We start from the raw sequence: 12,078 nt of genomic DNA, 5'->3' as shown, positions 1-12,078 counted from the left end.
CGTCATCCACGCATGGCGTGAATCTACTGGGGTATCGCGAGTAGATCCACGCCATGCGTGGATGGTGTTGTTCAACGCAACACGGGCGCGTCCATCCACGCGAACGCCTTGAAGCCCTGCACCTGCACCGTCGCGCCGATGCCTTCGAATTCATCCTTGATGGCCTGCGCGCGGTTGCGATCCAGGCCCTGCCCCAGCAGCAGCGGCAACGCACGGCAGCGTGCCAGCGCTTCACCCACCGGTACCTCATGCAGGTGCGCCACGGCCTGCGCGGTGGCCTTCAGCTGATCGTCCGCGCAGGCCAGCAGCTGTAGATCGAACGAAGCAAAGATGCCTGCGCCAACACCGGCATCACGCGCCGCCGCCCGATCTGCAGCGGTCGCCTCACCCAGCGCCTCGTCGATGCCTTCCACTTCCTGGAACGCGTCGTACTCGTGGTAATGCACCAGTGCCTGCGCGTACTCGGCCAGGCTGGACAGGGGGCGCTGTCGCTTCTGCACCTCGAGCACGTCGGCGAAGGTCGCCGGTTCGAGGTAGGTAGACAGCCCCAGCGCGCGCGCATCGGCCGGCACCTCACTGTCATCGTCGAAGGCGGTTTCCTCGTCGGGTGGCAACCAGAAGCGTGCCTGCAGCAGGTCACCGTCAGTGGCATGCACCCAGCCGAAGGATTGATACACCGCATGGTCGTCGTTGCAGGCAGCGAACGCGTGCAGGGTCTGTTGCAGGTCGAGCAGTTCGATCATGCGTTGTTGGCCTGTCCATCGAGGGAACTGCAGTCTACTGGTGCCGGGCGCAGGCCCAGCGCGATGACCACGCCGAACAGGGCGAACAGCGCGGCGCCGTACTCGGCACGCACCAGCCCGGCCAGCGCGCCGGGCGAACCCGGAACGCCGGCGCCGGCATTGGCCACCATCACCAGCACCGCCAGGCCCAGCGCACCACCGATCTGCTGCGCGGTGGCGGCCATGCCCGAGGCCACGCCCTGCTGTGCGGCCGGCACGCCCTGCCCGGCCACGATCCACATCGATGTCCAGGTCATGCCCTGGCCGATGCTCAGCACCACCACGCCCGGCAACAGCGGCCAGAAGTTCGCGGCGTACGGCAGCGTTGCGGCCACCCAGGCGATGCCGACGGCACCGGCCAGCTGGCCGAGCACCAGCACCTTGCGTGCGCTCCAGCGCTTCAGCGCCCACTCGGCCAGCTGGATGCCCACGGTGCACACCGCGGTGGCCGGCAGGAACGCCAGACCGGCCTGCAGCGGACTCCAGCCGTAGCCATCCTGGAAATACAGCGCCATGAAGTAGTACTGCACGCCATAGCTGCTCATGAAGGCGAAGGTGAGGCCGAGCGCGGCACGCAGGCCGGGCAGGCGCAGCAGCGCGAACTGCATCAGCGGGTCGCGACTGCGCTGCTCGATCTGCACGAAGGCCACCAGCAGCAGCGCCGACAGCAGCAGGCACCCCAGCGTGGCCGGCGCGGTCCAGCCCCACTCCGGCCCCTGCACGAGGGTGGTCACCAGCAGGCTGCCACCGAGGGTGACGGTGATGCAGCCGGCCAGGTCGAACGAGCGACCCTGCGCGCGCGGGCCATCGGCCGGCAGCCATGCACCGGCGGCAACGGCGCAGGCGGTGGCCAGCGGCACGATCACCGCCAGCACGGCCGGCCAGCCGAACGCCTGGGTCAGCACGCCACCGAGCAGGGTGCCCAGCGCCAGGCCGACCGCGCTGGCCATGCTCCAGATCGCCAGCGCGCGGTTGCGCACGGGGCCTTCGGCATACAGCGTGTTGATCAGCGCCAGCGTGGCCGGGAACAGCAGCGCGGCACCGATGCCCTGCGCCGCGCGCGCGATGATCAGCAGGGTGGCGTTCGGCGCCAGCGCGCCCAGCAGCGAGGCCAGTGCGAACAGCAGCATGCCCAGCCGGTAGAAGCGGCGGCGGCCGATCAGGTCGGCGGCGCGGCCGCCCAGCAGCAGGCTGCCGCCGAAGGCCACGGTGTAGGCGCTGACCACCCACTGCAGCTGCTGCGCATTGATCTGCAGCGCGCGGCCCATGTCATGCAGGGCGACGAAGATGATGGTGGCGTCCAGGGCGATGATCAGCTGGGCGGTGGCCAGCAGTGTCAGCGCCCAGCGCGGGTACTTGAGTGGGGGCATCGGCGGCGGTGGATCGGTGGGGAGCGCAGTCTCATTGATGCGGCGCCATCAATAAACCCCCCGCGCGCCTATATCTGTCATGATTTTCGGCATGAATGGATCGTCATTGGACCTCAATGCCGTGCGCATGCTGGTGCAGGTGGCCGAGGCGCGCAGCTTCACCGTGGCCGCCGGGCAGCTGGGGCTGAGCCAGTCCGGGCTGTCGCGCGCGATCAGCCGGCTGGAGGCCACGCTGGGGGTGAAGCTGCTGCAGCGGAACACCCGCAACGTGGCGCTGACCCCGGATGGGCGCCAGTTCGTCGACCAGGTGGCGCCGCTGCTGTGCGGCTTCGAGGATGCCGAGCGCCAGCTGGCCGATCGCCCGTGCACGCCTTCGGGCACGCTGAAGATCAGTGCGCCGTCGATGTTCGGGCGCAAGGTGCTGGTGCCGCTGCTGGGGCCGTTGCTGCAGCAGCATCCGCAGCTGCAGGTGGAGGCCGTGCTCAGTGACCGCCTGGTCGACCTGGTCGAGGAAGGCTTCGATGCAGCGCTGCGCACCGGCGTCATCGCCGACCAGCGCATCGTGGCGCGGCCGTTGCGGCCGCTGCGCTGGGTGACCGTGGCCAGCCCGGCCTATCTGGCCCGCTGCGGCACGCCGGCCGACATCGCCGCGCTGCATGACCATGCCTGCCTGGCGGTGCGCAACCTGCGCAGTGGGCGCGTGGTTGACTGGCAGTTCCTGCAGGAAGGCCACCTGCGCGATTTCACGCCGGCCACGCGGATGGTGTTCGACAGCGGCGACCCGCTGGTGGAAGCGGCCATCGCCGGCATCGGCATCGTGCAGGTGATGGATTTCGCCGTGGCCGATGCGTTGGCCGATGGCCGCCTGCAGCACGTGCTGCAGCCGTATGAGGGCCGCAGCCGCGCCTTGTCGCTGATCTATCCGCCGTCGCGGCAGCATTCGCCGAAGCTGCAGGTGCTGGCCGACGCGCTGCTGGCCGGAGACTGGTAGATCCACGCCATGCGTGGATGGGGTTCCGGACCGGGGTCAGAGCCCTTTCCGCGGGAAAGGGATCCGACCCCTTGCCGGCCAGCGGCCGGCACTACCAGGCTGCAGTAGATCCACGCCATGCGTGGATGGGGTTCCGGACCGGGGTCAGAGCCCTTTCCGCGGGCAAGGGATCCGACCCCTTGCCGGCCAGCGGCCGGCATTACCGATCAGGCAAAACCATCGGTGGCGCGCACCAGCGCGTCCACGTTCTCCGCTTCAAACGCCGAGTGGCCCGAGGCCGGGGTGATTTCCAGCTTCGCCTTCGGCCAGGCCTTGGTCAGGTCCCAGGCGTTGGCCAGCGGGCAGACCACGTCGTAGCGGCCATGCACGATCACGCCGGGGATGTCGGCAATGCGGTGCGCGTCGCGCAGCAGCTGGTCTTCCACTTCGAAGAAGCCACCGTTGACGAAGTAGTGGTTCTCGATGCGGGCGAACGCCAGCGCGAAATGCGGGTCTTCGTGGCTGTTGATGAAGTCGTCATCCACGTGCAGGAAGCTGGTCGCGCCTTCCCACACCGCCCACGCCTTGGCCGCGTCCAGGCGGGTGGTTTCGTCTTCGCTGGTCAGGCGGCGGTGGAAGGCCGAGATCAGGTCGTGGCGCTCCACGGTCGGGATCGGCTTCAGGTAGTGCTCCCACGCATCGGGGAACAGGCGGTTGGCGCCTTCCTGGTAGAACCATTCCAGTTCCCAGCGGCGCAGCATGAAGATGCCGCGCAGGACCAGTTCGGTCACGCGCTGCGGATGCGTTTCGGCATAGGCCAGCGCCAAGGTCGAACCCCAGCTGCCACCGAACACCTGCCAGCGGTCCACCTTCAGGTGCTCGCGCAGCTTCTCGATATCGGCAACGAGATCCCAGGTGGTGTTGTCCACCAGGTCGGCGTGCGGGGTGGAACGGCCGGCGCCACGCTGGTCGAACAGGATGATGCGGTACTTGGACGGGTCGTGGAACTGGCGCATCTTGTCGCTGCAGCCGCCGCCCGGGCCACCGTGCAGCATCACCACCGGCTTGCCGTCCGGGTTGCCGCACTGTTCGAAGTACAGCGTGTGGCGGTCGTCCACCTGCAGGGTGCCGACGTCGTAGGGGGTGATGGCGGGATACAGCGTACGCATGCTTGCAGCTCCAGGGTGATGCCCTGCCGAGGCAGGAGAACCTCCATTCTAGGCCGGGCGCTGGCCCAGGGTGATGCGGTCGCGCTGCTCCAGGTCCCGTGCGGTCTGTACCTGCACGTAGCCGGCCAGTTCGAACAGCACGCGGATTGCTTCGCCCTGGTCCCAGCCGTGCTCGATCAGCAACCAGCCACCGGGCAGCAGATGGGCCTGCCCCCCGGCGACGATGCGGCGGATGTCATCCAGCCCATCGGCGCCCGAAGCCAGCGCGGTGGCCGGCTCGAAGCGCAGGTCGCCCTGCTGCAGGTGCGGGTCATCGCTGGCGATGTACGGCGGGTTGCTGGCAATCAGGTCGAAGCACTGGCCGTGCAGCGGCGCATACCAGTCGTGCCCGCCCTCGGCGAAGCGGACGTTGCCCAGTTCATGGCGGTCGGCATTGCGCGCGGCCATTGCCAAGGCGCCCGCGCTGGCATCGGTGGCCAATACCTGGGCCTGCGGGCGTTCGCTGGCCAGGGCCAGGGCGATCGCGCCGCTGCCGGTGCCGAGATCGGCCACCTGCAGGTCGTGCTCCAGCGGCAGGCGCTCCAGCGCCAGTTCCACCAGCAGCTCGGTTTCCGGGCGTGGAATCAGGGTGGAGGGGTCGACTTCCAGGTCCAGCGTCCAGAAGCCGCGGCGGCCGGTCAGATAGGCCACCGGCTCACCAGCGACGCGGCGTGCCAGCAGGGTTTCGAAGGCGGCCAGATCGCTGGCGGGCAGCGGATCGGTGGCGTGCGCGAACAGCCAGCTGCGCGGTCGCTGCAGCACGTGCAGCAGCAGCAGTTCGGCCTCGTGACGGGCATCGAGCCCGCCCAGGCGGGCGCTGGCCTCGGCCACGGCCTGGCGCAGGGAGGGTTCTGTTTTGAAGGACATGCCTCAATTGTAGAGTCGAGCTTGCTCGACTGCGCCGGCAAGGCAGTCGAGCGAAGCAGTCGAGCAAGCTCGACTCTACAAAAGCGGGAATCCATTCAGGTTCGGTGGGGCGGGATAAGGAGGGGCTATCGGGCCATCTTCACGGCCCGCAGCGATTTTCCTTGTCATACAACGACTTGCAGGATGGTGGCGGCGAGATTCATGGCAGGCTCATCGCATTTCAATAGACTCCATCTATCGAATAGATGAAATCAATGCATTGTTCTTATCGACAATGAATCGGTAACCTAGCTCCTGTCGATTCACCCACTCCCCTTCACCCAGAGGAAAAACGATGTCCCTCATCAACACCCAGATCCAGCCGTTCGAAGCCAACGCCTACCACAACGGCGAGTTCATCAAGGTTTCCGATGCCAGCCTGAAGGGCCAGTGGTCCGTCCTGATCTTCATGCCGGCCGCCTTCACCTTCAACTGCCCGACCGAGATCGAAGACGCCGCCGAGCACTACGCCGAGTTCAAGAAGGCCGGTGCCGAGGTCTACATCGTCACCACCGACACGCACTTCTCGCACAAGGTGTGGCACGAAACCTCGCCGGCCGTCGGCAAGGCCCAGTTCCCGCTGGTCGGCGACCCGACCCACAAGCTGACCCGCGCCTTCGGCGTGCACATTGAAGAAGAAGGCTTGGCCCTGCGCGGCACCTTCATCATCAACCCGGAAGGCGTGATCAAGACCCTGGAGATCCACTCCAACGAGATCGCCCGTGACGTGTCCGAGACCCTGCGCAAGCTGAAGGCTGCCCAGTTCACCGCCGCCAACCCGAACCAGGTCTGCCCGGCCAAGTGGAAGGAAGGCGAGAAGACCCTGACCCCGTCGCTGGACCTGGTCGGCAAGATCTGAAGCAGTACCGGCCTGCCGCGGCCCCACGCCGCGGCGCGCCCCTCATCCCCGTGCCGGTCCCCCCGCCGGCGTGGGGGTGAACCCAAGACAGCCGAGCAAGCAAGCCGCCGCTCGCCAGCCCCTTCCACAGCTGTCTCTGCTGCCTTGGGTTCACCCCTACCCCCTCGCTGGTCCGCTACCTTTTGCAGCGGTGCCACGCCCCCTGTTTGCCTGAAGCCAGGAGAAGACCATGTTGGACGCCAACCTGCAGTCGCAGCTGAAGACCTATCTGGAGCGCGTGACCCGCCCGATCCAGATCACCGCGCACGCTGATGACGGTGCCAAGTCGCAGGAAATGCTGGAACTGCTGCAGACCCTGGAAAGCCTGTCGGACAGGATCTCGCTGCAGGTCCTGCGCGACGGCCAGGGCCGCGTGCCGTCCTTCGACCTGGGCACCCCGGGCCAGGACATCCACCTGACCTTCGCCGGCCTGCCGATGGGCCACGAATTCACCTCGCTGGTGCTGGCCCTGCTGCAGGTGGGCGGCCACCCCTCCAAGGCCACCGCCGAGCTGATCGAGCAGGTGCAGAACCTGGAAGGCGACTACCGCTTCGAAACCTACTTCTCGCTGTCGTGCCAGAACTGCCCGGACGTGGTGCAGGCGCTGAACCTGGCCGCCGTGCTCAACCCGCGCATCCAGCACGTGGCCATCGACGGCGCGCTGTTCCAGGACGAAGTGGAGAAGCGCGAGATCATGTCCGTGCCCACCGTGTACCTCAACGGTGAAGTGTTCGACCAGGGCCGCATGACCCTCGAGCAGATCGTGGCCAAGCTGGACACCAACGCCGGCAAGCGCGAAGCGGAGAAGATCGCCGCCAAGGACGCCTTCGACGTGCTGGTGGTCGGCGGTGGCCCGGCCGGCGCTGCGGCCGCAATCTACGCCGCGCGCAAGGGCATCCGCACCGGCATCGCCGCCGAGCGTTTCGGTGGCCAGGTGCTGGACACCATGGCCATCGAGAACTTCATCTCGGTGAAGGAAACCGAGGGCCCGAAGCTGGCCACCGCGCTGGAACAGCACGTGCGCGAGTACGAGGTGGACATCATGGACCTGCAGCGCGCCAGCGCACTGGTGCCGGCCGGCGAAGACGGCCTGGTGCAGGTGCAGCTGGAAAACGGTGCGGTGCTGAAGTCGCGCTCGGTCATCCTGTCCACCGGCGCACGCTGGCGGCAGATGAACGTGCCGGGCGAAGACCAGTACCGCAACAAGGGCGTGGCCTACTGCCCGCACTGCGATGGCCCGCTGTTCAAGGGCAAGCGCGTGGCAGTGATCGGCGGCGGCAACTCCGGCGTGGAAGCGGCCATCGACCTTGCCGGCATCGTGTCGCATGTCACCTTGCTGGAGTTCGATTCCAGCCTGCGCGCCGATGAAGTGCTGCAGAAGAAGCTGCGCAGCCTGGGCAACGTGACCGTGCTGACCAGCGCGCAGACCACCGAAGTGCTCGGCGATGGCAGCCGCGTCACCGGCCTGGTCTACAAGGATCGCGTCGGTGGCGACGCGCACCGGGTGGAACTGGAAGGCATCTTCGTGCAGATCGGCCTGCTGCCCAACACCGAGTGGCTGAAGGACACCGTGGCACTGTCGCCGCGTGGCGAGATCGTCATTGATGACCGCGGGCAGACCAACCTGCCGGGCGTGTTCGCCGCAGGCGATTGCACCACGGTACCCTACAAGCAGATCATCATCGCCATGGGCGCCGGCTCCACCGCGGCACTGAGCGCCTTCGACCACCTGATCCGTTCGTCCGTGACCAAGGGCAGCGGCGCAGTGGCCGAGGCGGCCTGATCACGCGTTCCCAGGTCATCGGGGGCACCATTGCCTGCTGGGTAAGCCGGTCCGTTACCCCTGGGGTCTGAGGATGAACCTTCGCGATCTGAAATACCTGGTGGCCCTGGCCGATCACAAGCACTTCGGCCGGGCCGCCGCGTCCTGTTTCGTCAGCCAGCCCACGCTGTCCACCCAGATCCGCAAGCTGGAAGAAGAGCTGGGCGTGCCGCTGGTGGAACGCGCACCACGCAAGGTGATGCTGACCCCCGCCGGGCAGGAGGCGGCGATGCGTGCACGGGTGATCGTGTCCGAAGTGGAACAACTGAAGGAAGCGGCGCGACGCAGCCGCGATCCGGAAGCCGGTACGGTGCGCCTGGGGATCTTCCCGACCCTGGGCCCGTACCTGCTGCCGCATGTGATCCCGCGCATCCGCGACCGCTTCCCCGAGCTGGAACTGCTGCTGGTCGAGGAAAAGAGCGACGTGCTGCTGGAACGCCTGCGCGAGGGCAAGCTGGACGCCGCGCTGCTGGCGTTGCCGGTCATCGACGATCAGCTGCATGCCGAGTTCCTGTTCGAGGAACCCTTCCTGCTGGCCGTCTCCGGGCGCCACCCGCTGGCCCGCCGCGACCACCTGGACGTGCAGGAGCTGGCCACGCAGAAGCTGCTGCTGCTGGAAGACGGCCACTGCCTGCGTGACCAGGCGCTGGAAGTGTGCCGCCTGTTCGGTGCCAACGAGAAATCCGAATTCCGCGCCACCAGCCTGGAAACACTGCGGCAGATGGTCGCTGCCGACGTGGGCATCACCCTGCTGCCGAGCCTGTCGGTGCAGCCACCGGTGCCGCGCTCGAACAACATCCGCCTGCTCGACTTCACCGGCGAAGGACGCCCGAGCCGGCGCATCGCCATGGTCTGGCGGCGCAGCTCGGCCATGCATGGCTTCCTGCTGGAGCTGGCCGACCAGTTCAAGCGCCTGCCGCAGGCCCTGTTCACCCTGGATGCCGAGGGCGTGCCCGCCGGCGAAGCGCCGAACGTGTCCGGCCCGCTGCTGAACGGCTGAGCCGGGAGAACCGGCCCGCCGCTGCGGCGGGAGTCGATTCCGGCTGCATTTGTCCCCACAATACAGTCAGGCGGCGCCAGGTGGTGCCGCCTTTTGCATGGCTTTCAATCAAGGAGCACCACCATGAACACCGCCAGCGGCCTGCCGCCGTCCATCACTGTGTCGACCTTCGACATGGACCGCCTCGAGGCCATGCTTGATTCGCCTGCGCTGAGCCAGACGCCTGCCGCGCTCGCGCTTGCCGAAGAACTCAACCGGGCCACCGTGCTGGCGCCGGACCAGATTCCCGAAGGCATCGTCATGATGCATTCGCGCGTGGAGTGCGAAGATGAAGTGTCGGGCGAGACGCATGTCCTGACCCTGGTCTTCCCCCGCGAAGCCAACGTCGATGAAGGCAAGGTGTCCGTGCTGGCCCCGGTCGGCAGCGCCCTGCTTGGCCTGGCGATCGGCCAGAGCATCGATTGGAACGCGCCCGGCGGCCGCAAGCTGCGCCTGCGCGTGACTGCGGTCCACAACGACCGTCCCTGATTACCGCTGCGCATCGCGCGCGATTCGATTTCCCTGCACCAGGAGCCGTAATGAGTACCCCGTCCAAACTGTCCCAGCTGCGCGAACTGTCGGTGGTTGTCGCCGATACCGGTGACTACGACGCGATCAAGCGCCTGCAGCCGGTGGATTGCACCACCAACCCGACCCTGGTGAAGAAGGCGCTGGACCTGCCGGTCTATGCCGAGCTGATCGAACGCGAACTGGCCTGGGGCCGCCAGCAGGGCGGTGACCGCGAGGCGGTGGTGCACGCCGTGGCCGACCGCCTGACCATCGGCGTCGGCGCGCTGCTGAGCACCCTGGTGCCGGGCCGCGTGTCCACCGAAGTGGATGCCGACCAGGCCCACGACACCGCCGCCACCGTGGCCAAGGCCCGCCAGTTCATCCAGATGTACGCCGATGCCGGCGTGCCGCGCGAGAAGATCCTGATCAAGATCGCCGCGACCTGGGAAGGCGTGGAAGCCGCGCGCATCCTGCAGGCCGAAGGCATCGACTGCAACCTGACCCTGATCTTCAACCCGACCCAGGCCCTGGCGTGCAGCGAAGCCGGCGCGTTCCTGATCTCGCCGTTCGTCGGCCGCATCCTGGACTGGTACGTGGCCAACGGCCAGGCCCCGGCCAACATCGACGAAGACCCGGGCGTGAAGTTCGTGCGCGGCGTGTATGCCGAATTCAAGCGCCGCGGTTCGCCGACGGTGGTGATGGGCGCCTCGTTCCGTTCGACGGCGCAGATCGAAGCGCTGGCCGGCTGCGACCGCCTGACGATTTCGCCGGACCTGCTGGAGAAGCTGGACGCCGACCACGGCGAGCTGCCGCGCAAGCTGGTGGCCGGTGCGGCCGACGGCGTGGCCGTGGCCCCGATCGACGCGGCGAAGTTCGCGGCGGATCTGGCGGCGGACCCGATGGCGACCGAGAAGCTGGCGACGGGTATCGATGCGTTTGCCAAGGATCTGCAGGCGCTGCGCGAGCGGATCCGTTCGGAACTGTGATTGCGGCGAACGGCTGAGCCCCTCGTGGCGGGTCGGTTGGTCGCGAAGAGCAAAAGCCGCGCTGGGTCGGGCGGGTTGGGTTCGCGGGAGACGCCGTGAATCCATCCCTGGAGGCTTGGCCGCCGCATCCATGCGGCGGACACTCCCGCGAACCCAACCCGCCCGCCCTCTGACAGTTTCCGGTGGCCGCCCGCCACGGAAGAAAGAAGGAAGAGCAACAGCGGGTCGCGCGCTTCGCTTGCTCGCAGCCGAGCATGGCTCGGCTCTACAGGAAGCAGAAAAAGAAAAAGGACGCGGCGAAAGCCGCGTCCTTTTTCTTTTCCATCAGTTCGTCACCAACCAATGCTCTTGCCCACCGTCACCGGGAAACTGTCGAAGGCGGGACGGGGGCGGCTGGCAGGACCGCAGGCGCCATGGATGGCGCCTACGAGCCCCCATGGATGGGTTCACGGCGTGTCCTGCCAGCCGCCCCCGTCCCGCCCAACCATCAGCAACCCAGAGCCGCTTTGGCTTTTGACGTTGACGTTGACGTTGACGTTGCCCGCCGCAGGCGGACCACCGCGCGTCAGCGCGGCGCCTCCACATCCAGCCCGATCGGGCAGCTCACCCCGGTGCCACCAATACCGCAGTAGCCGTTCGGGTTCTTTGCCAGGTACTGCTGGTGGTAGTCCTCGGCGTAGTAGTACTCCGGTGCCGGGTACACGATCTCGGTGGTGATCGGCCCGTAACCGGCCGCGTCCAGCTGCGCCTGGTACGCCTCGCGGCTGGCCAGCGCGGCGGCATACTGCGCCTCGTCGGTGGCGTGGATCGCCGAACGGTACTGGGTGCCGGTGTCGTTGCCCTGGCGCATGCCCTGGGTCGGGTCGTGGCTTTCCCAGAACAGCTGCAGCAGCCGCTCCAGGCCCACCACCGCCGGATCGAACACCACCTGCACCACCTCGGTGTGGCCGGTCAGGCCCGAGCAGACCTCTTCGTAGGTCGGGTTCGGGGTAACGCCGCCGGCATAGCCCACCGACGTGCTATACACGCCCGGCTCGTTCCAGAACTTGCGCTCGGCGCCCCAGAAGCAGCCCAGCGCGAAGCGGACCTGCTGCAGGCCGGCGAAACGATCCTTCAGCGGGTGGCTGTTCACGAAGTGCTGGTTGCTGTGCAGCGGCAGCGGCTGGTCGCGGCCCGGCAGCGCCTCTTCCGGGCGCGGCAGGCGCTGCTTGAAGGCCCCGATGCCGAGGATGCCCTGGCTGATTCCCAACATGATGCGCTCCTACGCCGGCTGTCCGGCCCAATCGTCTGCGTCTGAAATGGGGTCGGACGGGCCCTGGCCCAAGTCCAGCGCGGCGATGATCTCCTCGGCCTGCGGCCGTGCCACGTCGGGGATGCCGACCCGCAGCACGCCGAACAGCGGCAGCTCGCCCATGCCGCCCAGCAGCTGCTCGCCGAACACGAAGGCCGGGATGCCGGCATCTTCCAGCGCGTGCTTGACCAGATGGGCGTCGAACAGATTGTCGGCCTTGTACACGATGTGCATGGGCGGCTCCTCGGGACAGGGGTCCAGCATACGCCCGCCCCGTCCCGGTAGCGCCGGGCCAT

12 protein-coding genes are annotated in these 12,078 nt (G+C 67.5%); 6 read left to right on the top strand and 6 right to left on the bottom strand.

Annotated elements, in window-relative coordinates; translation table 11 throughout:
• Window positions 1-71: 71 nt before the first annotated feature.
• Window positions 72-743, bottom strand: a complete 672-nt coding sequence (locus C1927_RS04075) for a hypothetical protein (protein WP_108746004.1) — start codon at window positions 741-743, stop codon at window positions 72-74.
• Entirely contained in the window at window positions 740-2,152 is a 1,413-nt protein-coding gene (locus C1927_RS04070) for an MFS transporter (protein ID WP_108746003.1), read from the bottom strand. Before C1927_RS04070 ends, C1927_RS04075 begins: the two co-directional genes overlap by 4 nt.
• 91 nt (window positions 2,153-2,243) lie before the next feature.
• Here C1927_RS04070 and C1927_RS04065 point away from each other — a divergent pair, with 91 nt between their 5' ends.
• Window positions 2,244-3,143 carry a LysR family transcriptional regulator gene (locus tag C1927_RS04065; protein ID WP_237772010.1) on the top strand — a complete coding sequence of 300 codons (900 nt, stop codon included), beginning with the start codon at window positions 2,244-2,246 and terminating at the stop codon, window positions 3,141-3,143.
• A gap of 206 nt (window positions 3,144-3,349) precedes the next feature.
• On the opposite strand, the gene pip is transcribed toward C1927_RS04065, so the two are convergent.
• Window positions 3,350-4,291: a prolyl aminopeptidase gene (pip, locus tag C1927_RS04060; protein WP_108746002.1), complete on the bottom strand. Its 942-nt coding sequence runs from the start codon at window positions 4,289-4,291 to the stop codon at window positions 3,350-3,352.
• Window positions 4,292-4,339: 48 nt separating this feature from the next.
• A complete protein-coding gene (prmC, locus tag C1927_RS04055) occupies window positions 4,340-5,197 on the bottom strand; it encodes a peptide chain release factor N(5)-glutamine methyltransferase (protein WP_108746001.1) in 858 nt (285 codons plus the stop codon).
• 334 nt (window positions 5,198-5,531) lie between these two features.
• Here prmC and ahpC point away from each other — a divergent pair, with 334 nt between their 5' ends.
• The 5 genes from ahpC (at window position 5,532) to C1927_RS04030 (ending at window position 10,491) form a co-directional block, all read left to right on the top strand.
• A complete protein-coding gene (gene ahpC, locus C1927_RS04050; RefSeq protein ID WP_079220707.1) occupies window positions 5,532-6,095 on the top strand; it encodes an alkyl hydroperoxide reductase subunit C in 564 nt (187 codons plus the stop codon).
• A gap of 229 nt (window positions 6,096-6,324) precedes the next feature.
• Window positions 6,325-7,917, top strand: a complete 1,593-nt coding sequence (ahpF, locus tag C1927_RS04045) for an alkyl hydroperoxide reductase subunit F (protein ID WP_108746000.1) — start codon at window positions 6,325-6,327, stop codon at window positions 7,915-7,917.
• Between the two features lie 73 nt (window positions 7,918-7,990).
• Complete coding sequence (locus tag C1927_RS04040; RefSeq protein WP_079220705.1) at window positions 7,991-8,956, top strand: LysR substrate-binding domain-containing protein; 966 nt, start codon at window positions 7,991-7,993, stop codon at window positions 8,954-8,956.
• Between the two features lie 123 nt (window positions 8,957-9,079).
• Complete coding sequence (gene rnk / locus C1927_RS04035; RefSeq protein WP_079220704.1) at window positions 9,080-9,484, top strand: nucleoside diphosphate kinase regulator; 405 nt, start codon at window positions 9,080-9,082, stop codon at window positions 9,482-9,484.
• Window positions 9,485-9,534: 50 nt separating this feature from the next.
• Window positions 9,535-10,491: a transaldolase gene (locus tag C1927_RS04030; protein WP_108745999.1), complete on the top strand. Its 957-nt coding sequence runs from the start codon at window positions 9,535-9,537 to the stop codon at window positions 10,489-10,491.
• Between the two features lie 565 nt (window positions 10,492-11,056).
• Here C1927_RS04030 and msrA read toward each other — a convergent pair.
• Both msrA and C1927_RS04020 read right to left on the bottom strand, forming a co-directional pair.
• On the bottom strand, window positions 11,057-11,722 hold the full coding sequence (gene msrA, locus C1927_RS04025; protein WP_108747765.1) for a peptide-methionine (S)-S-oxide reductase MsrA: 666 nt from the start codon (window positions 11,720-11,722) through the stop codon (window positions 11,057-11,059).
• Between the two features lie 30 nt (window positions 11,723-11,752).
• Entirely contained in the window at window positions 11,753-12,016 is a 264-nt protein-coding gene (locus C1927_RS04020; RefSeq protein ID WP_079220701.1) for a DUF2007 domain-containing protein, read from the bottom strand.
• Between the last annotated feature and the right edge of the window lie 62 nt (window positions 12,017-12,078).

Origin of the sequence: Stenotrophomonas sp. ZAC14D1_NAIMI4_1 (genome assembly GCF_003086775.1) — a bacterium.
Lineage (GTDB): Bacteria > Pseudomonadota > Gammaproteobacteria > Xanthomonadales > Xanthomonadaceae > Stenotrophomonas.
This window is presented reverse-complemented; position numbering and strand designations above follow the sequence as displayed.

Bases quoted from the DNA above. Each gene is read 5' to 3' on its own strand.
- C1927_RS04075 (WP_108746004.1), bottom strand. From the start codon at position 743: ATGATCGAACTGCTCGACCTGCAACAGACCCTGCACGCGTTCGCTGCC.
- C1927_RS04070 (WP_108746003.1), bottom strand. From the start codon at position 2,152: ATGCCCCCACTCAAGTACCCGCGCTGGGCGCTGACACTGCTGGCCACC.
- C1927_RS04065 (WP_237772010.1), top strand. From the start codon at position 2,244: ATGAATGGATCGTCATTGGACCTCAATGCCGTGCGCATGCTGGTGCAG.
- pip (WP_108746002.1), bottom strand. From the start codon at position 4,291: ATGCGTACGCTGTATCCCGCCATCACCCCCTACGACGTCGGCACCCTG.
- prmC (WP_108746001.1), bottom strand. From the start codon at position 5,197: ATGTCCTTCAAAACAGAACCCTCCCTGCGCCAGGCCGTGGCCGAGGCC.
- ahpC (WP_079220707.1), top strand. From the start codon at position 5,532: ATGTCCCTCATCAACACCCAGATCCAGCCGTTCGAAGCCAACGCCTAC.
- ahpF (WP_108746000.1), top strand. From the start codon at position 6,325: ATGTTGGACGCCAACCTGCAGTCGCAGCTGAAGACCTATCTGGAGCGC.
- C1927_RS04040 (WP_079220705.1), top strand. From the start codon at position 7,991: ATGAACCTTCGCGATCTGAAATACCTGGTGGCCCTGGCCGATCACAAG.
- rnk (WP_079220704.1), top strand. From the start codon at position 9,080: ATGAACACCGCCAGCGGCCTGCCGCCGTCCATCACTGTGTCGACCTTC.
- C1927_RS04030 (WP_108745999.1), top strand. From the start codon at position 9,535: ATGAGTACCCCGTCCAAACTGTCCCAGCTGCGCGAACTGTCGGTGGTT.
- C1927_RS04020 (WP_079220701.1), bottom strand. From the start codon at position 12,016: ATGCACATCGTGTACAAGGCCGACAATCTGTTCGACGCCCATCTGGTC.